This is a genomic window from Pseudomonas sp. B2021 (assembly GCF_018135665.1).
In the GTDB taxonomy this organism is placed as follows: Bacteria; Pseudomonadota; Gammaproteobacteria; order Pseudomonadales; family Pseudomonadaceae; genus Aquipseudomonas; species Aquipseudomonas lactis.
Genome location: NZ_SMOF01000001.1, coordinates 4,586,246 through 4,606,691 on the forward strand (window position 1 = coordinate 4,586,246; position 20,446 = coordinate 4,606,691).

The 20,446-nt window shown below is 58.6% G+C and carries 22 protein-coding genes, 1 tRNA gene and 1 pseudogene; 15 read left to right on the forward strand and 9 right to left on the reverse strand.

Annotated elements, in window-relative coordinates; genetic code table 11:
* Positions 1 to 72: 72 nt before the first annotated feature.
* Positions 73 to 819, forward strand: coding sequence for a 3-oxoacyl-ACP reductase family protein (locus tag E1K68_RS20500; RefSeq protein ID WP_003193340.1), 747 nt, complete (start codon positions 73 to 75; stop codon positions 817 to 819).
* Between the two features lie 127 nt (positions 820 to 946).
* Here E1K68_RS20500 and E1K68_RS20505 read toward each other — a convergent pair whose 3' ends face one another.
* Entirely contained in the window at positions 947 to 1,633 is a 687-nt protein-coding gene (locus E1K68_RS20505; RefSeq protein ID WP_003193342.1) for an HAD-IA family hydrolase, read from the reverse strand.
* Between the two features lie 223 nt (positions 1,634 to 1,856).
* Here E1K68_RS20505 and E1K68_RS20510 point away from each other — a divergent pair.
* The 3 genes and pseudogenes from E1K68_RS20510 to E1K68_RS20520 all read left to right on the forward strand — a co-directional run.
* Positions 1,857 to 2,108, forward strand: a pseudogene (locus E1K68_RS20510) (type II toxin-antitoxin system RelE/ParE family toxin); the annotation flags it as partial.
* Positions 2,092 to 2,418, forward strand: a complete 327-nt coding sequence (locus E1K68_RS20515; RefSeq protein ID WP_212614589.1) for a helix-turn-helix transcriptional regulator — start codon at positions 2,092 to 2,094, stop codon at positions 2,416 to 2,418. The pseudogene E1K68_RS20510 and the gene E1K68_RS20515, both read left to right, overlap by 17 nt.
* Before the next feature lie 50 nt (positions 2,419 to 2,468).
* A complete protein-coding gene (locus tag E1K68_RS20520) occupies positions 2,469 to 2,825 on the forward strand; it encodes a DUF2784 domain-containing protein (protein ID WP_169912532.1) in 357 nt (118 codons plus the stop codon).
* Here the strand turns inward: E1K68_RS20520 and E1K68_RS20525 are convergent.
* Positions 2,812 to 3,780 carry an NAD-dependent epimerase/dehydratase family protein gene (locus tag E1K68_RS20525; protein WP_014719514.1) on the reverse strand — a complete coding sequence of 323 codons (969 nt, stop codon included), beginning with the start codon at positions 3,778 to 3,780 and terminating at the stop codon, positions 2,812 to 2,814. The two genes, E1K68_RS20520 and E1K68_RS20525, sit on opposite strands and share 14 nt — an antisense overlap.
* Before the next feature lie 94 nt (positions 3,781 to 3,874).
* Between E1K68_RS20525 and E1K68_RS20530 the strand changes: the two genes are divergently transcribed.
* The 6 genes from E1K68_RS20530 (at position 3,875) to E1K68_RS20555 (ending at position 7,962) form a co-directional block, all read left to right on the forward strand.
* Entirely contained in the window at positions 3,875 to 4,759 is an 885-nt protein-coding gene (locus E1K68_RS20530; protein ID WP_014719515.1) for a LysR family transcriptional regulator, read from the forward strand.
* Positions 4,760 to 4,812: 53 nt separating this feature from the next.
* Positions 4,813 to 5,391, forward strand: a complete 579-nt coding sequence (locus E1K68_RS20535; protein WP_003193347.1) for a DUF4337 domain-containing protein — start codon at positions 4,813 to 4,815, stop codon at positions 5,389 to 5,391.
* 178 nt (positions 5,392 to 5,569) lie between these two features.
* Positions 5,570 to 5,905: a hypothetical protein gene (locus E1K68_RS20540; protein ID WP_003193349.1), complete on the forward strand. Its 336-nt coding sequence runs from the start codon at positions 5,570 to 5,572 to the stop codon at positions 5,903 to 5,905.
* A gap of 69 nt (positions 5,906 to 5,974) precedes the next feature.
* Complete coding sequence (locus E1K68_RS20545; protein ID WP_169912531.1) at positions 5,975 to 7,015, forward strand: DMT family transporter; 1,041 nt, start codon at positions 5,975 to 5,977, stop codon at positions 7,013 to 7,015.
* 129 nt (positions 7,016 to 7,144) lie between these two features.
* Positions 7,145 to 7,597: a thiol-disulfide oxidoreductase DCC family protein gene (locus E1K68_RS20550; RefSeq protein WP_212614590.1), complete on the forward strand. Its 453-nt coding sequence runs from the start codon at positions 7,145 to 7,147 to the stop codon at positions 7,595 to 7,597.
* Positions 7,594 to 7,962, forward strand: a complete 369-nt coding sequence (locus E1K68_RS20555; protein ID WP_212614591.1) for a DoxX-like family protein — start codon at positions 7,594 to 7,596, stop codon at positions 7,960 to 7,962. Before E1K68_RS20550 ends, E1K68_RS20555 begins: the two co-directional genes overlap by 4 nt.
* Before the next feature lie 51 nt (positions 7,963 to 8,013).
* On the opposite strand, the gene E1K68_RS20560 is transcribed toward E1K68_RS20555, so the two are convergent.
* The 3 genes from E1K68_RS20560 to E1K68_RS20570 form a co-directional block, all read right to left on the reverse strand.
* Positions 8,014 to 8,511, reverse strand: coding sequence for a DUF2269 domain-containing protein (locus E1K68_RS20560; RefSeq protein ID WP_212614592.1), 498 nt, complete (start codon positions 8,509 to 8,511; stop codon positions 8,014 to 8,016).
* Between the two features lie 2 nt (positions 8,512 to 8,513).
* Positions 8,514 to 9,641, reverse strand: coding sequence for a saccharopine dehydrogenase NADP-binding domain-containing protein (locus E1K68_RS20565; RefSeq protein ID WP_212614593.1), 1,128 nt, complete (start codon positions 9,639 to 9,641; stop codon positions 8,514 to 8,516).
* Positions 9,642 to 9,831: 190 nt separating this feature from the next.
* Positions 9,832 to 10,131: a hypothetical protein gene (locus tag E1K68_RS20570; protein ID WP_003193360.1), complete on the reverse strand. Its 300-nt coding sequence runs from the start codon at positions 10,129 to 10,131 to the stop codon at positions 9,832 to 9,834.
* 673 nt (positions 10,132 to 10,804) lie between these two features.
* Between E1K68_RS20570 and E1K68_RS20575 the strand changes: the two genes are divergently transcribed.
* Positions 10,805 to 11,074, forward strand: a complete 270-nt coding sequence (locus E1K68_RS20575) for a short-chain dehydrogenase (RefSeq protein ID WP_212614594.1) — start codon at positions 10,805 to 10,807, stop codon at positions 11,072 to 11,074.
* A 687-nt stretch (positions 11,075 to 11,761) separates the two neighbouring features.
* Positions 11,762 to 12,010: a hypothetical protein gene (locus tag E1K68_RS20580; RefSeq protein ID WP_212614595.1), complete on the forward strand. Its 249-nt coding sequence runs from the start codon at positions 11,762 to 11,764 to the stop codon at positions 12,008 to 12,010.
* Between the two features lie 523 nt (positions 12,011 to 12,533).
* On the opposite strand, the gene E1K68_RS20585 is transcribed toward E1K68_RS20580, so the two are convergent.
* Positions 12,534 to 12,623 (reverse strand) — tRNA-Ser (locus tag E1K68_RS20585).
* A gap of 321 nt (positions 12,624 to 12,944) precedes the next feature.
* On the opposite strand from E1K68_RS20585, the gene E1K68_RS20590 reads away from it, so the two are divergent.
* From E1K68_RS20590 to E1K68_RS20600, 3 genes are all read left to right on the forward strand, one after another.
* Positions 12,945 to 13,637 carry a crotonase/enoyl-CoA hydratase family protein gene (locus E1K68_RS20590; RefSeq protein WP_212614596.1) on the forward strand — a complete coding sequence of 231 codons (693 nt, stop codon included), beginning with the start codon at positions 12,945 to 12,947 and terminating at the stop codon, positions 13,635 to 13,637.
* Between the two features lie 212 nt (positions 13,638 to 13,849).
* Positions 13,850 to 14,572 carry a 1-acylglycerol-3-phosphate O-acyltransferase gene (locus E1K68_RS20595; protein ID WP_054920500.1) on the forward strand — a complete coding sequence of 241 codons (723 nt, stop codon included), beginning with the start codon at positions 13,850 to 13,852 and terminating at the stop codon, positions 14,570 to 14,572.
* A gap of 147 nt (positions 14,573 to 14,719) precedes the next feature.
* On the forward strand, positions 14,720 to 15,691 hold the full coding sequence (locus tag E1K68_RS20600; RefSeq protein WP_212614597.1) for a magnesium and cobalt transport protein CorA: 972 nt from the start codon (positions 14,720 to 14,722) through the stop codon (positions 15,689 to 15,691).
* On the opposite strand, the gene E1K68_RS20605 is transcribed toward E1K68_RS20600, so the two are convergent.
* The 3 genes from E1K68_RS20605 to E1K68_RS20615 form a co-directional block, all read right to left on the reverse strand.
* Positions 15,688 to 16,413 (reverse strand): amidotransferase, encoded by a 726-nt coding sequence (locus E1K68_RS20605; RefSeq protein WP_212614598.1) that lies wholly within the window; start codon positions 16,411 to 16,413, stop codon positions 15,688 to 15,690. The genes E1K68_RS20600 and E1K68_RS20605 overlap by 4 nt on opposite strands.
* A gap of 205 nt (positions 16,414 to 16,618) precedes the next feature.
* Positions 16,619 to 18,763, reverse strand: coding sequence for a 3-hydroxyacyl-CoA dehydrogenase NAD-binding domain-containing protein (locus tag E1K68_RS20610; RefSeq protein WP_212614599.1), 2,145 nt, complete (start codon positions 18,761 to 18,763; stop codon positions 16,619 to 16,621).
* Between the two features lie 16 nt (positions 18,764 to 18,779).
* Positions 18,780 to 19,985: an acetyl-CoA C-acetyltransferase gene (locus E1K68_RS20615; RefSeq protein WP_003193454.1), complete on the reverse strand. Its 1,206-nt coding sequence runs from the start codon at positions 19,983 to 19,985 to the stop codon at positions 18,780 to 18,782.
* Positions 19,986 to 20,446: the final 461 nt, after the last annotated feature.

Genomic DNA, 20,446 nt, shown 5'->3' on the forward strand with positions numbered 1-20,446 from the left:
ATAGCAACCACGGGCTACCGAGCTGCGCGGGTGAGGTCGATACTCGCTCCATCAACTACCTCGGAGATCGACATGACCACACACAACCTCACCGGCAAAGTCGCCTTGATTCAAGGCGGTTCCCGCGGCATCGGCGCCGCCATCGTCAAGCGCCTCGCCGCTCAAGGCGCAGCGGTTGCCTTTACCTACGTCAGCTCAGCCGCCAAGGCCCAAGCGTTGCAGAACGAGGTGATCAGCGAAGGCGGCAAAGCCTTGGCGATACAGGCCGACAGCGCTGATGCCACGGCGATTCGCGCGGCGGTCAACGCCACGGTCGAGGCGTTTGGACGCCTGGATATCCTGGTGAATAACGCTGGCGTGCTGGCCATCGCCCCACTGGACGAATTCAAGCTGGAAGACTTCGACCAGACCTTGGCGATCAACGTACGCAGCGTATTTATCGCCACCCAGGAAGCCGCCAAGCATATGGGCGAAGGTGGCCGCGTGATCAATATCGGCAGCACCAACGCCGAACGCATGCCCTTTGGCGGTGGCGGGCCCTACGCCATGAGCAAGGCGGCGCTGGTGGGGTTGACCAAGGGATTGGCGCGGGACCTGGGGCCACGTGGCATCACCATCAACAACGTGCAGCCTGGGCCGGTGGACACCGACATGAACCCGGCGAACAGCGATTTTGCCGAAAGCCTGATCGGGTTGATGGCGGTAGGTCGGTATGGGCATGTGGAGGAGATCGCCAGTTTTGTGGCGTATCTGGCCGGACCGGAAGCGGGCTATATCACGGGCGCCAGCCTGACCATTGATGGTGGGTTCAGCGCCTGATTTTGCAAAACCGCACACCAAATGTGGGAGCGGGCTTGCCCGCGAAGGCGGTGTGTCAGTGGCACATCTGTCACTGCGCTACCGCTTTCGCAGGCAACCCCGCTCCCACATTTTTGACCGCGCGGGGTCAGGCCATGGGAGGCAAGCCGTAGGCGGCCAGGTCAAAGTCGGCGAGCTTGCGAATAATCTGGTCAGCATGCTGGTACTTGCTGTCAGCCATCGCCTCATCGGGCACCGCAATAGCGGTCATGTTGGCAGCCTTCGCCGCCGTCACGCCGAACGGCGAGTCTTCGAACACCAGGCAATCCTCAGGCGCCACACCCAAGCGGCGCGCGGCGGTAAGGAAGATGTCCGGCGCGGGCTTGGCGGCGCCGACTTCCGGGTCGTCGGCGGTGACGATGGTGTCGAACAGGCCAAACCATTCACGGTGCAAGGTGGTCTTGTGGCCAAACGAATTACGCGATGAACTGGTGCCCACCGCAATTGGAATATTGTGCGCCTTCAAGTGCCGTACCAACGCCTCGGCGCCGGGCATGCCCAGGGCCTTGGGAAAACGCTCGCTCATCAGCGGTTCGCGTATTTCCAGAAACTCGGCGGGCGTGATCGGAAGGTCCAGTGCCTTGACCACGTAATCGGCCAAATCCTGAGCACCGCGCCCGATGATGTGCTGCTTGATGCCCCAGTCGTAGGTACGGCCATAGCGTTCGGCAATGATCTGCGTGACTTCGGTGTAGATGCCTTCGGTATCCAGCAACAACCCGTCCATATCGAAAATCACGGCCTTGATCGGGACAGCGGTACGCGGTGCATTCATCACAACACAACCTTGGGGCGAGGACTAAAAGGATTCAGCACAATAACGGCCCTCGTTGCCTGCAAGCAACCTTCGTGGACCAACCGTTGATTCATACCACGCAACAGTTTTAACCCTCGGCGCTGACGGCGGCCAGCTAGGGTTTGAGAGGACAACGTCATGACCCGTCGACACGAATCTGAAAATACCGATTGCAAACCTTATAAAAGACTTATTAACCTCCATGAACTCAATCCAATGGACCCGAAAAGCCGTCAAACAATTGCTTCGGTTGCATTCGTATCATCAGCAACAGGTACGCGATGCCGTGTCCGCTCTTGAACACATGCCCGATGCAATCAACGTCAAGGTGCTGGTTAACCATCCTCACAGCTATCGCTTGCGGGTAGGTCATTACCGGGTCCTTTTCGACTGGGACGGCAGCATCCAGGTCGTCAGCATCCAAGAGGTTAAAAAACGTGACGAGCGAACCTACTGCCGTACAGATCATCCACAATACGCAGGGCAAGCCAGCCTATGTGGTGATTCCCTATGAACACTATGTGGCGCAGCAAAACAATCCAAACCTGATTCCCCATGCGGTAGTCAGCCGCCTGGTGGATGGCGCAACACCTATCCGCGCGTGGCGCGAGCACCTAAGCTTGACCCAGGAAGAAGTCGCCCAACGCCTGGGTATTTCACAATCGGCATTTGCCCAGCAGGAAGCGGTCAGCAAACCCCGCCGCACCACGCGGGAAAAGATTGCCAAGGCGTTCGGTATCAATGCCAGTCAACTGGAGCTATAACGTCACCCTGCAAAATTTCACGTATTCCTTTACTCACATCGAGCTCAAACATGCTCTACCGCCTAGCCGCTGACGGCCTCGTGCTGTTCCACCTGGCCTTTATCCTGTTCGTGCTGTTCGGCGGCCTGCTCACCCTGAAGTGGCCCAAGTTAATGTGGCTGCACTTGCCCGCGGTTGCCTGGGGCATCGCGGTGGAGGTGCTGCACCTGCCCTGCCCCCTCACCCGTTGGGAAAACCTGTTTCGCCACTTGGCCGGGCAGGATGGTTATGGCGGTGGGTTTATCGAGCATTACATTCTGACGATGATCTACCCAGCCGGGCTGACTGCGAATACTCAATTAGTGCTGGGGGCCGTGGTGGTGGTGGTCAACCTCGCCGTGTATGCACGCCTGATCAAACGCAAGTAGGCAGGCAACCCAGGCCAACCAGGGTGGCCTCCACCGCCTGTTCCAGCGGTGTGTGGGGCTCATGGCCGAGCGTCGCGAGCAGGCGCTGGTTATCCAGGCGCAACGGTGTTTGCCACAGGTAGCGCATCTCCTGCATCTCACGCACGGTGACGACAAAAGGCGCCGCCCAGTTCAACAACCACCAGGGAAACGCGCCGACCCTGGGTTGCTGGCCCGTCCTGCGCAGCACCACACGCTGGATCGTCTTAGCCATCTGCGTACCGTCCGCATCCATGTACCCAGCCATATGAAAGCAGGCGAAGGCGCCAAGACTGGCACGACGCTCAATCAACTCAAGCATTGTACGCGCTACGTCCGGCAGATAAGCCCATTGATGGGCCACGCCGTAATCGCCTGGGTAGCGGATGGTGTGCACCGGTTTGCCGGGTTTGACCAAGCCTTGGGCAAACCAGTTATTGGCCACCCTGGCGCCGAAAAAATCCCCAGCGCGCACAATCACCACCCGGGCGCCCTGAGTGGAAGCGGCTCGCAAGCGCTGCTCCATCTGCACACGGATCGCGCCCTTGCGAGTCAGCGGGTGCTGGGGTGAGTCTTCGTGCAGCACAGGGAATGCATCCGGCCCGAAGTTGTAGACCGTGCCGGGCAGCACGACTGTCGCGCCTTCGCAGATGGCCGCCGCAATGGAGTTGTCGATCATCGGCAACACCCACTCGGCCCATTTGCGATAACCCGGCGGATTGACGCCGTGCACGATTACCGCGCAGCCCCGGGCGGCCGCGATCACGTCGTCGCGATTCAGGGCATCGCCTTTTAGCCACGTAAAAACAGGATTTTGGCTGCGAGCCTTGATCAGATCCCGAGTCAACGCCCGCACCTCCCAGCCCGCGGCGCTCAACTGCCGCGCCACTTCGCCACCAATGCCACCGGTTGCACCCAAAACCAGAACCTTGCTCATCACCCTCTCCCACTGTTGGTTGATGAGGGTATGTTGGATGCGGAACAGCTATAGAGGAATTGCCCAAGAGTATCGAGCCGCTATACATTTATGTATGGCTACGAATATCGGTTGGGAGCTTTACCGGTCATTTCTCGGTGTACTCAAGGAAGGATCGCTGTCGGGGGCCGCACGGCAGCTCGGCATCACCCAACCCACGGTAGGGCGGCACATCGCCGCGCTGGAAACGGCGCTGGGCGTCGTGTTGTTCACCCGCTCGCCCTCAGGCTTATTACCCACTACGGTCGCCCACACACTGCGGGCGCATGCAGAAACCATGGCGCGTACCGCCGCCGCCCTTGAACGCGCCGCCTCGTCCCAAGGCGATGAGGTGCGCGGCGTGGTACGAGTATCGGCCAGTGAAGTGGTGGGTGTGGAGGTACTGCCGCCGATCATCACGCAATTGCGCCGGGAACACCCGCACCTGAAGGTGGAACTGGTGCTGACCAACCGCTTGAGCGACCTGCTGCAGCTGGAAGCCGACATTGCCGTGCGCATGGTGCGCCCCAGCCAGGAGCAGCTGCTGGCGCGGCGTATCGGCCTGATCGAAGTCGGCCTGCATGCCCGTGACGATTACCTGCAGCAACACGGCATCCCCCAACACATGCACGACCTGGCCGGCCACTCCGTCATCGGCTTTGATCAAGCCACTGCATTTATCCGCAGCCTGGCAATCAAGGGTTTTGAGCGCAACGCCTTCGCCATCAGTAGCGACAGCGACCTGGCGCAACTGGCAATGATCCGCGCCGGTGCCGGCATCGGTGGGTGCCAGGTACAACTGGCCCAGCGCGACCCACGTCTGCGCCGAGTGCTGCCTGACGGCTTCGCGTTTAAAATGGACACTTGGGTAAGCATGCACGAAGACCTGCGCAACAGCCCACGCTGCCGGGTGACATTCGATGCACTGGTGGCAGGTTTGCAGCGTTACGTACAGGCTTGAGACAGCTGCGCTGGTGAACAATCAGCGCACCTCAATCCGTTCGCGGTCGCCCCATGTCCGAAGCCTTCGAAGTTCCCAGCCCCCACGAAAAACACCTTGAACACACCACCGAGCATGCTCACGGCCGCGGCGATAGCTTTGCCAGTCGTATCGCCGTGATGACCGCGATCATGGCGACCGTCGGTGCCATGCTCAGCTATCAGGCCGGCTCCAGCGAAAGTGAAGCTGCGATGGACAAGAACAACGCCGCCATCATCAAGACCGAAGCCGCTAACCAGTGGAACTACTACCAGGCCAAATCCAGCCGCCAGAACCTGGCAGAACTGGCCAGCCATATTCCCGGCGTGGATGCGGCGCATTACCAGGCGGAGATCGAGCGCTACAAGCGCCAGAAGGAAGAAGTGCGTAAACAGGCCGAAACGCTTGAGGCCACTTCACGGGACTGGGACCACAAATCCGAGGAAGCGCTGCACCAGCACCATCGCTGGGCCCAGGCGATGACGGCGATTCAGATCGCGATTTCATTGGCGGCGATTACCCTGCTCACGCGCAAGGAATGGCTCAAACGCATGTCGTACACCGCCGGCGGGGTGGCGGTGATGTTGGGTGGCCTGGCGTGGCTGCATCTCTGACACGCCGAAGAATAAATGTGGGCGCTGTCGAGCCCCAACCAGGCTGCAATGGGATCACCGCGCAGTACCCGCCAGACTGCGACCCAGCCTCGCTGATTGATTTCAATCTGCCAACTGAGCGCTTAGAGTGTCGCCCCCCCGAGAATTGAATCTCGAGATTGAACCTATGGAGTTATGAGTGAAATACGTCAGTAAAGTCGTTGCAGCAGCCGTACTTGGTTTCACCCTGGCAGGTTGCACCGGCACCGCCATGAAAACCCAGCAATACGACGCCAGCCAATACACCGTCCTCGGCCACAGCGAAGCCAGCGCCACCGGCATCATGCTGCTGGGCGTCATCCCCATCGGCCAGAACAACCGCTTCGTACGCGCCCAGGATGCAGCCATCAAGGCCAAGGGCGGCGACGCGTTGATCAACACACAAGTGCAGGAAAAGTGGTTCTGGGCTTGGGTATTGAACGGCTACACCACCAAAATCTCCGGTGATGTGATCAAGCTGAAAACCGCGCAATAAAGTACGAAATTGCCAGGGCGCTGACCCCGGCAAGCGACGTATCATGGGCCTGACTTTCGAGGATGGCCCATGAACCTCAGCATCATTTACGCCCTCGCGGCCGCCGCCCTGTTCGGCGCCAGCACCCCGCTCGCCAAAAGTCTTGGCCTGGGCCTCTCGCCCATCCTGCTCGCCGGCCTGCTCTACCTCGGCAGCGGCATTGGCCTTGCCGGTGTGCGCTTGATCCGTGATCGCGGCTGGAAACCTACCGGGCTAACCCCATCGGAATGGCCCTGGCTACTTGGCGCCATCGCCTTCGGCGGCCTCCTCGGCCCCGTTGCACTGATGTTCGGCCTGACCCGCACCACCAGCGCCAGCGCCTCCCTGATGCTCAACCTTGAATCGGTACTGACCGCCGTGATCGCCTGGGTCGTGTTCCGCGAAAACGCCGACCGACGCATCGTCCTCGGCATGCTTGCCATTGTGTTGGGCGGCGTGGTGTTGTCGTGGTCCGGTGCTGACAGCAGCCATCAGGACTGGACCGGACCGCTCGCCGTTGCGCTGGCGTGTTTGTGCTGGGGCATTGATAACAACCTGACGCGCAAGGTGTCGGCGTCTGACGCGCTCTTTATCGCTGGGGCCAAGGGCTTGATTGCGGGGTTGGTGAATTGCAGCCTGGCGCTTTACCTGGGGGCGCAGATTCCGGGCGTGGCGCAACTGGCGCCGATTCTACTGGTAGGTTTCCTCGGCTATGGCATCAGCCTGGTGATGTTCGTGCTGGCCCTCCGCGGACTGGGCAGCGCGCGCACCGGCGCTTACTTCTCCACGGCACCCTTTCTCGGTGCCGCAGTGGCGTTGCTGGTATTTGGCGAGTCGGTGACCGTGGCGTTCTGGATTGCCTCGGCACTGATGGCCGTAGGCGTGTGGCTGCACCTGACGGAGCGGCATGCCCATGAGCATCTGCATGAGGCAACGGAACATGGGCATTGGCATGTGCATGATGAACATCACCAGCATGAGCATGGGTTTGAGTGGGATCCGGCGCAGCCGCACAGTCATGTGCATGTTCACAAGGTGATGACCCACAGCCACGCGCATTTTCCGGATGTGCATCATCGGCATAGGCATTGATGATCGTTTGGTACGAAAAGACTTCGGTATTCTCCAATCCTGAAGCCCAGTGGGAGTGGCTCCAAACATTACAGTGCAGGCGAAGGCAGGTACGATCCAGGCCAACCCGGCCCGACTGGACCTACACACATGCCTGCCTCCGACACCCGCCCTACGCCCGCGCCATTCCTCAAGCCCGGTGAAACCGTGGTGTTGTTCGACGGGGTGTGCAAGCTGTGTAACGGTTGGGCAAGGTTTCTGATCCGCCACGACCACCAACGGCGCTTGCGATTAGCCGCCGTGCAGTCACCCGAGGGTCAGGCGCTGCTGGCGTGGGCGGGGTTGCCGCTGGAGCAGTTCGACACCCTCGCAGTGATCCGCGATCGGCACTGTTGGGAGCGTTCGGAGGCGGTGTTGGAAATCATTGCGCAACTGCCTGCCCGCTGGCGCCCAATGCTGCTCCTGCGCGGCATCCCGCGCTTTCTTCGGGATTGGGCTTACGACCGCATCGCGCGCAATCGCTATCGGCTGTTCGGGAAATACGATACCTGTCTGTTGCCGAACGCGGACCATGAACAGCGCTTTTTAAAGGATCAGCCATGAACCCCCTGTTGCGCATCAACTGGATCGCCCGGGGCGGCCTGGCTTTCATGTTTGCCTACCATGGGCTGGTGCCGAAGCTGCTGTGGCTAAGCCAGGGTGAGCGGGCAATGATCCAGGCGCACGGGATCGAGCAGGTGCGGTTGTTCGCCACGCTGGCGGGGGTTGGGGAAATTGCCCTGGCGATATGGATACTGCTTTCGCCACGCAGTGTCTGGCCGCTTGTAGTGGCTGCGACTGCGCTGGCGGGGCTGCTGGTGGATGTGGCGGTGTTCAGTCCGTCGATACTCAGGGAAGCGTTTAATCCTGTGTCGCTGAATGTGGCGGGGTTGGCGTTGTGTGCGGTGGCTTGGAATACCAAGCCCTGAACAGCATTTATTTCAGCCCGAGTGCCTCAAGTGCAACGGCCAGCGCTGATGTCAGCCATCCAGCAACAGCCCAATCAACTGCCATGGCGTCATCTTCGTCACCATGATCAGCACGATCACAAACATCCCAGAGAAACCCAAAACACCCATCCAGAACCATTGCCTATAGACGCCGTGGTATCCATCACCAAGCGCCCTGCCCGTCTCAGCCGCACTGAGCGCCATCTGCTGCAAACGCTTCTGCAGCACCAGCACCGGGAGCCAAAGAGCCCCCACACACAGGAAGATGATCAGCGAAGTCAGCACCCATTCGGTGGTCAACCCAAGTCCGGCAAGCTTGATCAACACAAAGCCGGTAATGATCTGGACGACGCCCGCCGGCGTAGTGATCCAGGTATCGAACTGCACCACCATCCGCGCCACATGGGCAATCACTTGCGGGTTGGCCGTACGGCTCGCGGCGATCAGATACAGATACGAGCCCATGCCGAAGCCAAACAGGAAAATCGCCGCGATGATGTGGATGTATTTCAGGCTCAGATAGAGCATGGTCAGCCCTGCCCGTCAGAGAAATGCACGGCCAGGCTAAGGTTCGCCGGGTCGTTGATGGCAGCCATGTATTCGTCGACGGTGATTTCGCCAACGCACGGCCGCGCACCGGGTTCAGGCCCATAGCCTTGGGCGACTTTGAGGGCCAGAGCAACGGCGGCACAGCTGGGAATTTCCGGGCCTTTGTCATTCAGCGCCGTCAGTTGCACCGCCAGGGACAGCGGTTGCCCTTCTGCACCGAGGCCGTTCACGTCGATGTACATCGCGCTTTTGCCATCGCCAAAACGCTCGAACCAAGTACCCAGCCGATGCAGCCGCGCAGCCCAGGCAAGAGGGTCACGCACGACGCCCCACCGCAGCGCCTGGGCCAGCAGATAGTTGGCGACACCGCCAAGCTTGAGCCCCGCACCAGCCTTGAAGCTCAGGGTGTGGGCACCATAGCGGCCAGCAAAGATGTCCATGTCGGGCACATCCACATTCGCCAACACCCGCGTGCCAAGCGCAGGCATTTTGCGCAGCGTCAGGTCCTGCCAGCCCAGCACTTCATGCACCTGGCCATGCCTGAGCTGCTTGATTGGTTTGCCCGCATAAGCCAGCACACCTTCGACGGTGGACAGGCCCGGCATCTTGGCCGAGGAGGAAATACCGTGCTCGATCGAGTCGATACGGGTGAAGCGATAGCGATACTGATCGATGATGGCGCACGACAGCGTCGGCACGGAGCTGCACCCGCTAAGGATCGCCACGCCTGCCTGCCGTGCTTGTGCATCCAGCACGCTCACGCCGTTGACGAAGGTGCGGCAGTCGGACAAGTCGCAGTAGTTCACGCCAGCGTCGATGCAACTCTGGGCGACAGCATAGGACTGCCCCTGGAACGGGCCGCCGGTGTGGATCACCCACTTGATGTTCATCGAACGCAAAACGGAGGCGAACCCGGCGCCCATGGCATCGCCGCACCAACCCTCGCAAGCGGTGTTCGACTGGCTTTTCAGCTCATCCACCTTGCGCTGCAGCTTATGTGGATCGCGACCCGAGATCACCAGTTCAATGCCCGGCGCCACCACCAGATGCCGGCAAACGATGCTGCCGAAATTGCCGTAGCCACCGACTACCAACACCCTGAGTGTCATTCCATTCTTCCCTAAACAAACGATCATGCGCTGCGGCTGAGGCGGCTAAAGATACCCGATTTGTTTAACAGCTTGGGCCAGATCAACAGAGAGAGTCAGAAGAAGGACTACGGTTTTACAGGCCCTGCCCTGGCTGATCACCAGCCCGCCCCACAAGCCGTCTCAGACCACCTGCAACGGTTTACCGCGATCAATTGACTCCAGGCCAGCTCTCTACATATTCAATAGTGAAGTCCGGATAGGAGTCGACAATCTGGATCTTGTAATCAGGATAGCTATCGACGGTTTGCCATTTCCCGACAGAGTCCGGCCAGGAATCCACCTTCTTTACTTTGAGGTCGGGAAATTGATTCACCACCTTCACCTTGTAGTCGGGATAGCTGTCCACGAACTGGATTTTGCCGTAAATTTTCGATACATCGACCGTCGTACCGGCGTGAGCGCAAAAGGTGCAGGTCAACAGCAAGGAAGCGAGGGCAACTTTGAACATGAGTATTGCATCCTGAAAAATTGAGGCGTCCAGTCTATCGGTAGCCGCGCGGGCCGTGCCGAAAAACGCCTTTCCCTTAAACTCACCCACTTCATTGCCGACGGCGTCAACATACGCCACACACAACGACTCGGCGATCTGGCTTTTGACTGCTTTGGTCGATTCCGGGCGCGGGTTTCACCTTTGTTGTTTCCGGACTTTCGGTAGCAACCCTGAGCCGGAAATAACATGAGGGTTCCCGTCGGCGAAGTTAGCGATAAAACACAACGCTGTGCGGGCTATAAAGTAAATAAATTCGTCCCCTTTTTCCGTTCGAGTCCTCTGAGGCGACTAGACCAATGCCGCGAGATAGCCTTTCTTATAGGCAACGTCCTACACGCCTAGCAGAAATAGGGGGCTCCCGTTCCAAAAACGCTATGTCTATAGTCACCCGGTCGCCCACATGGCGACCGGGTTTGGCGACTCGAATATAAGATGGCAGAAAGCCTCCCGGCTGATTTGCGGGATGCCCCTGCACGCAATAAGCTACTCAATGGTAGCTGTGCGTGGGAGACCTTCGAGTCTGCCGGTCTTTGTCCGTTCTTATACCGGTTCGCCAACCTGCGTACAGTTGCCACCTTTTGTTTGGCGACAAATAGGTGGCTTCAACCCCTCTAAGCGAACGGACTTACGCATGAACCAATACATAGCACTCAACAGCAACGACAGCGCCACACCAGCCCTTTTTGTCGATACCACCGTGCCGCTGGAAACACTCCTCGACGCAGCGACCTATCGACTTCGTGCCGTTACTCAAGTCCTTGAAAACCTTGCTCTACGTAGTGAAATCAGTAGTGATGCGGTGGTGCTGAGTGATTTTGCGCTGCTCTGCTCAATTCCGCTGCGTGACGGGTGTGATTTGCTCGATGTCATCGGGCGACGGATGGACGTGCCGTGCGCATAATCTAAGAACAACAGGTTTTTCAAACTCAAAAATTACAAAACCCCAGGTTTCTTTTGAAACCTGGGGTTTTGTTTGCTTCGAAAGCGCTGAAGCGAAATAAATCCGTCCCCTTTTTCCGGGTTCTAAAACCAGAGGGGTTGTTTGCTTCAAATTGGTGGTGAAGCGAAAATCAAATAAATCCGCCCCCTTTTCTAGTATGTATACCCAGAACAAGAGATAGAAATACGACACCAACCTGATCGAAATACCCCCTTCCGTCAAAAAATAGCCTTTGACGAAAATTTTAGAATATTCGGTGACAAACGGCTGAATGTAGTAGCCATGCGGGTTACAAGGGTGTTCCACGTTTCATACACATTTTACGTACAGCGTTATCCACAGGCAGTGCGTTGCTAAGCCTCCAAAAACGCATTATCTTGTGTTCAGACGAAAAAAAAACCCTACATGTAGGGGTTAGCGTTGGCCGTGCCCTAACATGGGCAGGTAAGAAGACAGCGGGTGATTACGCTTCGTTTTTCCGGACAGAACGTAATCACTCGCCCACTCAAGCCAGCGGTTGTTGTAACCCGACCTGAGAGTCGGCATTAGAGCGAATCACTACCCCATCGTCAAACGATGGATTGTGAAACCTACTCAACGGTGCCTTTTTTCAGGCGGGCAAATCCCACTGAGATAGGTACCGCTATCATGAGCAAAAACACCAAGCAATCATCGCCGAAGGTAGCCACCCTGGCGTCTGAAACCCTTCGCGATCCTAACGCCTCAGCCATTGCGAAAAGCTTAGCAGCATCTGCGCTCTCCCAATCCTCTTCTGCAAAGGAGACAGGGAAAGCAATGGAGACAAAGGCCTCGCAGGTTCTGCAATCCGAGAAGTACAGCGATACCACGAAGACGCTCGCTGCGTCTGTCCTATCTCAATCTGACAAATCGCGATAAGGAGAGACGATATGGCTCTGTATTTTTTGGAATATGACCTACGAAAGCAACGCAACTATAAGCCTCTGTATGACATGCTAGCGACATTTGGCGCGGTGCGTATCCTTGAGTCTCTCTGGTGCTTCAATCGCGACAACACCAGTGCAGTTGGCCTCCGAGACTACTTTAGGACGCTAATAGATAGTGATGACGGAATCGTCGTATCTCAGGTGCTAGATTGGGCAACCTTCAATACCCAAGGAACGCCCGCCCAGTTGAAGTAGAGAATCGGATTGAGCCCCGACGTCTGGGGCTCTTTTAATCATCAACCAATGCCAGCACAAACCTCACAAATAACAGCCCCCTGAACTGGCTCCTAATCAAAAAGGAGGCCAACCAGATCACGATTAAAAAAGGATAGTTCGTACAATGGCAGGCTTAAGGCTCAAAAGGCCCCGGGACCAAACCATGCGAAACCTGAGTGGGGAAACAGAATACGCAGAATGCAAAAAGGCCCCATTTATGGGGCCTTTAGGTATAAATTTGGCGGTGAAGGAGAGATTCGAACTCTCGATACAATTTCTTGTATACACACTTTCCAGGCGTGCTCCTTAAGCCACTCGGACACTTCACCGTATCTCGTCAAACCAGTTCAGTCTGTCGAGGCGCGCTAATGTAGTCGAAAGCCTTTCTGATGGCAAAGGTTTTTTTCAGAATTTTCATGCGGTTAGCCCGTTATGCCATTCACCGCCCGGCTGGGGGTGGTGATTGTGCCATTCTCAGGCATCGGCGGCACGCGTCTGGAGCGCTTGCTGCGCCCTGCTCCGGGGTGTCTACCCTTGGGGATGAGGCAAAAGCCTGACTGGGTAGTCAGTCACGGCGCTTTACCCGCGGGGGCGTGGTGAGTAACGTCTGCGCATCTATCTCTATAACAAGCCCTACAAGGAACCGCGTCATGAGTGAGTTGATTGCCTACCACTTCGAAGACGGTATCGCGACCCTGACCCTGAGCAACGGCAAGGTGAATGCCATTTCTCCGGCGGTGGTCAGTGAGTTTAATGCGGCGCTGGATCAGGCCGAGAAGGATCGGGCGGTGGTGATCATCACGGGCACGCCGGGGATTTTGTCGGGCGGTTATGATTTGAAGGTGATGACCGCCGGCCCTAAAGAGGCGATTAGCCTGGTGACCTCGGGTTCGACCCTGGCGCGGCGGATGTTGGCGCATCCGTTCCCGGTAATTGTGGCCTGCCCCGGTCATGCAGTGGCCAAGGGCGCGTTCCTGTTGTTGTCGGCCGATTACCGTATCGGCGTCGACGGCCCGTTCAGCATTGGCCTCAATGAAGTGGCGATTGGCATGACCATGCACCACGCCGGTATCGAGTTGGCGCGGGATCGCCTGCGTAAGTCGGCGTTTCAGCGTTCGGTGATCAATGCCGAGATGTTTGATCCACAAGGCGCCCTGCACGCAGGTTTCCTCGACAAGGTGGTTGCACCGGAAGAACTGCAAGCGGCTGCACTGGAAGCGGCACGGCAGTTGAAGAAGATCAATATGAACGCCCACAAGCACACCAAGTTGAAAGTGCGCCGCGCACTGCTCGAAGCCCTGGACGATGCAATCATCCAGGATCAGGGCCATAGCCTGAGCTAAGTCCTACACCCTTCGTGTCCGAGCCCGACCTTGAGTCGGGCTTTTTCTTACCTATGAATGTGAAACTTCCATAACCGCTCTAGTTAGCCGTTATCGGCCCATGTGGAAACATGCGCTTAAACATCGGCTATCTCCTACGTCTGTAGGGGCAATTGCCGAATACAGTGCACATCCGTACACTGCGCCACCTTTTGTCCCGATGGGCCGTGTCGATGCTTTTTCTGTTGCGTATGTTGTTGATGGGCCTGCATTTTATGATCGCCGGCGTGCTGGGTGTGCTGGTCGGTGTGTGCCGGCCGTTCAATCCGGACAACAGCCGTCTCTGCGCTCGCCTGTATGCGTTGCCGGCCATGCGGATCCTGGGCTTGAACGTGAAGACCGACGTCGACTCGCTGCGCAACAAGCCCGGTACCTGCGTGGTAATCGCTAATCATCAGTCCAACTACGATCTGTTTGTGTTCGGCAATGTGGTGCCCCATCGCACGGTCTGCATCGCCAAGAAAAGCCTGAAATGGGTACCGCTGTTCGGCCAGCTGTTCTGGCTGGCTGGCAATGTGCTGATCGACCGCGGCAATGCGCACAAGGCCCGGCGTGCGATGCTGACGACCACGCATACCTTGCAGCATGAGGACACGTCAATCTGGGTGTTCCCGGAAGGTACGCGCAACCTGGGCAAAGGGTTGTTGCCGTTCAAAAAAGGCGCGTTCCATATGGCGATTGCGGCCGGTGTGCCTATCGTGCAGGTGTGTGTCAGTAACTATGTGACGCAGATGAAGCTCAATCGTTGGGACAGTGGCAGTGTGCTGATACGCTCGTTGCCGCCGATTCCTACCTGTGGGTTGACGGTGGATGACATCCCTCAGTTGCTGCTGACGTGTCAGACGCAGATGGATGAGTGCATTGCACAGATGGACCGCGAACTGCAACGCGCGTAGGCGCACGCTTAGGGTGACGCGGAGCGTCACGGGCGGCATTCCCACGCAGAGCGTGGGAACGATCAGTGATATCAGCCAGCAACAACGGAACGCCATTCAGGCTAAGCTGCCCAACATCTGTCCTCTTGATAAGAAGTGATCAGCACCATGGGTAGAGTTGTTGCGGCTGCCGTCTACAGCGCCGGTAAGAAAGTCTCGGATATCACCCTCGATGAAGGCGCGGCCTGGGCCGCCAAACCTGGGCACTTTGTGTGGATCGGCCTGGAAGAACCCAGCGCCCAGGAATTGAACAACCTGCAACGCCAGTTCAACCTGCACGAACTGGCGATCGAAGACGCGATGGAAAAACACAGCCGCCCGAAGCTGGAAACCTTCGGCGATGCGCTGTTTATCGTCACCTACTCACCGGTGCGCGAGAACGGCAAGCTGGAGTTTATCGAAACCCATATCTTTGCCGGCAACGGCTACATCATCACCGCACGCAACGGCCACTCGGCGTCCTACGGTTTTGTGCGCCAGCGTTGTGAGGCGCGCCCGTTGTTGCTGGAGCATGGGGAAGATTTCGTACTCTATGCGTTGCTGGATTTTGTCACCGAAAACTATCAGCCGGTGAGCGAGGCGATCCATGTCGAGATCGATGAGCTGGAACGTAACGTGCTTTGCAGTTCACTCAACGAGCGTGATATCCAGCACCTCCACGGCCTGCGCCGCGATGTGTTGCGGCTCAAGCGGCATGTGGCGCCCATGGTGGAAATCAGCCAGGAGTTGCAGAAGCTCAGCTTCCCGTTTATCGACAAGAACATGCGCCCGTATTTTCGTGACGTGCAGATCCATGTCACGCGGCAGATGGAAGACCTCACCACCTTGCGCGACATTGCCAGCCAGACCATCGAGATCGGTGTGCTGCTCGAGGCCTCGCGCCAGAGCGTGGTGCAGCGCAAGTTCGCCGCATGGGCGGCGATCCTGGCGTTCCCCACGGCGGTGGCGGGGATTTATGGGATGAACTTCCAGAACATGCCCGAGCTGCAATGGCACTACGGCTATTTTGCGGTGCTCGGGTTTATTACCCTGGGCTGTACCGGGTTATGGGCCAGCTTCAAGCGTTCGGGCTGGCTTTAAGCCTTGGCTTCAGGCTGATGCGCAACGAAGCGCATCATCCATTCCGCCACGGTGACGCCGTGGTGGTCGCGTTCCAGGCTGGCCACGCCGTTGCTGTAGACCTTTTCACCCAGGGTTGTCTGAAGTATTTCCAGCAACTCGCGGGAATAGTCGTGAACAAACTCCGGATGGCCCTGGAAGCACAGCACCTGGTCGCCGATGTGGTACGCGGCAAACGGGCAGAATTCGCTGGAGGCGATCACCGTGGCGTTTTGCGGCAAGGTGGTGACTTGGTCCTGGTGGCTGATCAATAGCGTCAACTCCGGCACCTCGGGACTCATCCATGGCGTCTTGGCATCCAGCTTGTAAGCGTGGGTGCCCATGCCCCAGCCCTGGCTGGCACGTTCGGCCTTGCCGCCCAGCAGCAGCGCGAGCAACTGATGGCCGAAGCACACACCCAGCAGCTTGTCGCCCCGTTCATAGCGCGTGAGCAGGTAGGTCTTGAGCGTCTGGATCCAAGGGTCGGTTCCGAACGAATCGGCCTTACTGCCGGTGATCAGGTACGCGTCAAACACCTCGTCATCCGGTGGGTACTCGCCCTGCACCACGTTGTAGACCACAAACTCGGTGGCAATCGGTTGCTTGGCGAACAGGCGCTTGAACATCTGCCCATAGCCTTGGTACTCATCGATCAAAGCGGGACGCAGAATATCGGTTTCCAGGATGCAGACGCGTAGCGACATAAAAAATACCTGACACGGCGATGGGAATATTGCACACCCAGAGCCTGCCCTGAAATACCCCCCCAAAGCAAGCCCTCAATGGGCACCCACACACACTGTAGGAGCGAGCTTGCTCGCGAAAAACGTCAACGATAACGCAGGTATCCTGGATAAAAGCGTTGCCTGTGCGTTCTTCGCGAGCAAGCTCGCTCCTACAGTGGAACGTCTAAAACAGTGCGCCTTTTGCGGCTTTTTCCAGTAATAACGCCGGTGGCGAGAAGCGCTCCCCATACTCCTCAGCGAGGTAGCGGGCGCGGGCGATGAAGTCGCTCAGCCCGTACTGGTTGATAAACTGCAACGCGCCGCCACTCCAAGCGGCAAAGCCGATGCCGAAGATGGAACCAACGTTGGCATCCGCCGTGGACATCAATACGCCCTCCTCCACGCAGCGTACGGTTTCGATGGCTTGGATAAACAGCAAGCGGTCACGCACGTCGTGGGGTGAGATTTGCTCGCCGGGCTGCTCGAACCGGGTTTTCAGCTCAGGCCACAGGTGCTTCTGGCCGCCAGCGGGATAGTCGTAAAAACCAGCGCCTGCCGCCTTGCCCGTGCGCTTGTATTCGTTCACCAACAGATCAATCACCGCCGTCGCCGGATGGTTCGGCATGGCCTTGCCTTCGGCCTTCAGGTCCTTGGCCGTTTGCTGTCGGATATGGCTCATCAGGCTCAGGGACACTTCATCGGACACCGCCAACGGCCCCACTGGCATCCCGGCCTTGCGCGCTTCGGTCTCGATCATCGGCGCAGCCACGCCTTCGCCGAGCATGGCGATGCCTTCGTTGGTAAAGGTGCCGAATACCCGCGAGGTGAAAAAGCCGCGACTGTCATTGACCACAATCGGGGTTTTCTTGATTTGCAGTACGAAGTCAAACCCTCGGGCCAGGGTTTCGTCGCTGGTGCGCGCGCCCTTGATGATTTCCACCAGGGGCATCTTGTCCACGGGGCTGAAGAAGTGCAGGCCGATAAACTTGGCTTGATCGGGCACCGCCGTGGCCAGGCCGCTGATGGGCAAGGTGGAGGTGTTGGAGGCGATCACCGCGTCGGCCCCCACCACGTTTTGCGCCGCAGCCGAGACCTTGGCCTTGAGTGCGCGGTCTTCGAATACGGCCTCGATAATCAGGTCGCAGCCGGCCAGGTCGGCGTCATCCTGCGTAGGATGAATGCGCGCCAGGGTGGTTTCGCGCTGTTCGGCGGTCAGTTGCCCACGGCTGACCTTCTTGTCCAGCAGTGCAGCCGAATGGGCTTTGCCTTTTTCGGCGGCGGCCAGGGTGATGTCTTTGAGCACCACCTCGATACCCGCACAGGCACTGACATAGGCGATGCCCGCGCCCATCATCCCGGCGCCGAGCACACCGACCTTACGCGTGACGTAGGGCGCATAGCCCTGGGGGCGTGAGCTGCCGGCATTGATTTGGTTGAGCTGGAACCAGAAGGTGCTGATCATGTTTTTTGCCACTTGCCCGGTCACCAGTTCGGTGAAGTAGCGGGTTTCGATCAGGTGCGCGGTATCGAAGTCCACTTGGGCGCCCTCGACGGCGGCACAAAGAATTTTCTCCGGCGCGGGGAAGCAGCCCTGGGTCTTGCTGCGCAAAATCGACGGCGCAATGGCGAGCATCTGCGCGACTTTAGGGTGGGACGGCGTGCCGCCGGGGATCGCGTAGCCCTTGTTGTCCCAGGGTTGCCTGACTTCGGGATTAGCCAGAACCCAGGCACGGGCCTGTGCCAGCAATGCCTCGCGATCCGCCGCCACCTCATCAATCAAGCCCGCTTGCAGGGCCTGGGCAGGCCGGACTTTTTTACCTTCGAGCAAATACGGCAAGGCTTTTTCCAGGCCAAGCATGCGCACCATCCGCACCACGCCGCCGCCCCCTGGCAACAGGCCAAGGGTCACTTCCGGCAAACCCAGTTGCACTGACTTGTCGTCCAGCGCAACCCGGTGGTGGCAGGCCAGGCAAATCTCCCACCCACCGCCCAGGGCCGCGCCATTGATCGCAGCCACCACCGGTTTGCCGAGGGTTTCCAGGCGGCGCAACTGCGCTTTCAACACCAACACACTGTCGTAGAACGCCTTGGCCTGGGCTTTGTCGACCTTGATCAGCTCATTGAGGTCGCCGCCGGCAAAAAAGGTTTTCTTGGCCGAGGTGATCACCACCCCGGCGATCTCGTTCTTTTCCGCTTCCAGGCGCGTGAGGGTGGCCGCCATGGCTTCGCGGTAGGCAGCGTTCATGGTGTTGGCGCTCTGGCCGGGCATGTCGAGGGTCAGCACCACGATCTGGTCCTGGCCTTTTTCGTAACGAATGGCATCGGTCATGACAAATTCCTTAGGCTCAGAGGCGTTCGATAATGGTGGCGATACCCATGCCACCGCCGACACACAAGGTGGCCAGGCCGTAGCGTTGCTGGCGCACCTCCAGCTCGTCGAGCAAGGTGCCGAGGATCGCGCAGCCAGTGGCGCCCAAGGGGTGGCCCATGGCGATGGAGCCGCCGTTGACATTGACCCGTGCGGCGTCGATGCCCATGTCCTTGATGAACTTGAGCACCACCGAAGCAAAGGCTTCGTTGACTTCGAACAGGTCGATGTCTTCAACCCGCAGGCCGGCCTTGGCCAGCGCCTTGCGAGTGGCCGGCGCGGGGCCGGTGAGCATGATGGTCGGGTCGGTGCTGGTCACCGCCGTGGCGACAATGCGCGCCCGTGGTTGCAGGCCCAGCTCGCGGCCCTTGGCCTCGGAGCCGATCAACATCAGCGCGGCGCCGTCCACGATCCCGGAGCTGTTGCCCGGCGTGTGCACATGGTGGATGCGCTCCACGTGGCTGTAGACCCGCAGCGCGGTGGCATCGAAGCCCATCTGGCCCATCATTTCGAAGCTGGGCTTGAGCTTGCCCAAGCCCTCGAGGGTTGAGTCGCCACGGATAAATTCGTCATGGTCCAGCAGCACGATGCCGTTCTGATCGTGCACCGCGATCAGCGACTTATTGAAGGAACCGTCTGCCCGCGCCCTGGCGGCTTTCTGCTGGGACTGTAGGGCGAAGCTGTCGACATCCTGGCGCGTGAAGCCTTCCAGTGTGGCGATCAGGTCGGCGCCAATGCCTTGGGGCGTGAAGTGGCTGTGCATATTGGTTTGCGGGTCGAGCACCCAGGCGCCGCCATCGCTGCCCATGGGTACGCGGGACATGGATTCGACGCCGCCGACCACCACCAGGTCTTCGAAGCCGGAACGCACCTTCATTGCCCCCAGGTTCACCGCTTCCAGGCCTGAAGCGCAGAAGCGATTGACCTGCACACCGGCCACACTGATGTCCCAGTCCGCCACCAGCGCGGCGGTCTTGGCGATATCGGCGCCTTGGTCGCCCACCGGAGTGACGCAGCCCAGGACGATGTCATCCACTTGGCGGGTGTCGAGGTCGCTGCGCTGCGCCAACGCCGTGAGCAAGCCAGCCACCAGGTTTACCGGTTTGACGCTGTGCAGGGCACCGTCGGCCTTGCCTTTACCCCGGGGCGTGCGTATCGCATCAAAGATCAAAGCTTGGGTCATGACATCCTCGAACCGCTGTGGGTGTGTGCCCCTACCTTAGGCCCGATTGACACGGTTTCAATGACGGATGCGCTCATTGCTTTTGACCCCCTCGCTCGGACGAACGGTAGGTCCCTATGGGAAAACCCTGATTAATCGTTTTAGCGGTCTAGCCCTAGGGTTGGCGCCAAGATGGCAATAAGCCTCATGCCGTTTTTAGCGCAAATAATTATTAGCTGATATGAAATGGGTCTAAGCCAGAAAGAACGGGCGCTCTAAGGTTGAACCTGTAAGACGCTGCTGCCGGGTTTTGCTGGAGCAGCTGTAAGAAAAGTGCAACGTCACCTCGCGATACTGGATACAACGGCACGCATTTGACGCTCAGGAATAACAACAAAAGAAAAGGCAGTCAGCCATGTTCAAACAATCGAAAGTACGTCAGGCGGGACTTATTCTGTTCGCCACCACCCTGATTCTGATCT

What these genes read in the sequence shown, in the direction of transcription:
- E1K68_RS20545 (WP_169912531.1), top strand. Translation starts at nt 5,975, where the DNA reads ATGAACCTCAGCATCATTTACGCCCTCGCGGCCGCCGCCCTGTTCGGC.
- E1K68_RS20520 (WP_169912532.1), top strand. Translation starts at nt 2,469, where the DNA reads ATGCTCTACCGCCTAGCCGCTGACGGCCTCGTGCTGTTCCACCTGGCC.
- E1K68_RS20570 (WP_003193360.1), bottom strand. Translation starts at nt 10,131, where the DNA reads ATGTTCAAAGTTGCCCTCGCTTCCTTGCTGTTGACCTGCACCTTTTGC.
- E1K68_RS20615 (WP_003193454.1), bottom strand. Translation starts at nt 19,985, where the DNA reads ATGACCCAAGCTTTGATCTTTGATGCGATACGCACGCCCCGGGGTAAA.
- E1K68_RS20530 (WP_014719515.1), top strand. Translation starts at nt 3,875, where the DNA reads ATGGCTACGAATATCGGTTGGGAGCTTTACCGGTCATTTCTCGGTGTA.
- E1K68_RS20595 (WP_054920500.1), top strand. Translation starts at nt 13,850, where the DNA reads ATGCTTTTTCTGTTGCGTATGTTGTTGATGGGCCTGCATTTTATGATC.
- E1K68_RS20580 (WP_212614595.1), top strand. Translation starts at nt 11,762, where the DNA reads ATGAGCAAAAACACCAAGCAATCATCGCCGAAGGTAGCCACCCTGGCG.
- E1K68_RS20575 (WP_212614594.1), top strand. Translation starts at nt 10,805, where the DNA reads ATGAACCAATACATAGCACTCAACAGCAACGACAGCGCCACACCAGCC.
- E1K68_RS20525 (WP_014719514.1), bottom strand. Translation starts at nt 3,780, where the DNA reads ATGAGCAAGGTTCTGGTTTTGGGTGCAACCGGTGGCATTGGTGGCGAA.
- E1K68_RS20610 (WP_212614599.1), bottom strand. Translation starts at nt 18,763, where the DNA reads ATGACCGATGCCATTCGTTACGAAAAAGGCCAGGACCAGATCGTGGTG.
- E1K68_RS20555 (WP_212614591.1), top strand. Translation starts at nt 7,594, where the DNA reads ATGAACCCCCTGTTGCGCATCAACTGGATCGCCCGGGGCGGCCTGGCT.
- E1K68_RS20590 (WP_212614596.1), top strand. Translation starts at nt 12,945, where the DNA reads ATGAGTGAGTTGATTGCCTACCACTTCGAAGACGGTATCGCGACCCTG.
- E1K68_RS20600 (WP_212614597.1), top strand. Translation starts at nt 14,720, where the DNA reads ATGGGTAGAGTTGTTGCGGCTGCCGTCTACAGCGCCGGTAAGAAAGTC.
- E1K68_RS20560 (WP_212614592.1), bottom strand. Translation starts at nt 8,511, where the DNA reads ATGCTCTATCTGAGCCTGAAATACATCCACATCATCGCGGCGATTTTC.
- E1K68_RS20550 (WP_212614590.1), top strand. Translation starts at nt 7,145, where the DNA reads ATGCCTGCCTCCGACACCCGCCCTACGCCCGCGCCATTCCTCAAGCCC.
- E1K68_RS20500 (WP_003193340.1), top strand. Translation starts at nt 73, where the DNA reads ATGACCACACACAACCTCACCGGCAAAGTCGCCTTGATTCAAGGCGGT.
- E1K68_RS20505 (WP_003193342.1), bottom strand. Translation starts at nt 1,633, where the DNA reads ATGAATGCACCGCGTACCGCTGTCCCGATCAAGGCCGTGATTTTCGAT.
- E1K68_RS20605 (WP_212614598.1), bottom strand. Translation starts at nt 16,413, where the DNA reads ATGTCGCTACGCGTCTGCATCCTGGAAACCGATATTCTGCGTCCCGCT.
- E1K68_RS20565 (WP_212614593.1), bottom strand. Translation starts at nt 9,641, where the DNA reads ATGACACTCAGGGTGTTGGTAGTCGGTGGCTACGGCAATTTCGGCAGC.
- E1K68_RS20535 (WP_003193347.1), top strand. Translation starts at nt 4,813, where the DNA reads ATGTCCGAAGCCTTCGAAGTTCCCAGCCCCCACGAAAAACACCTTGAA.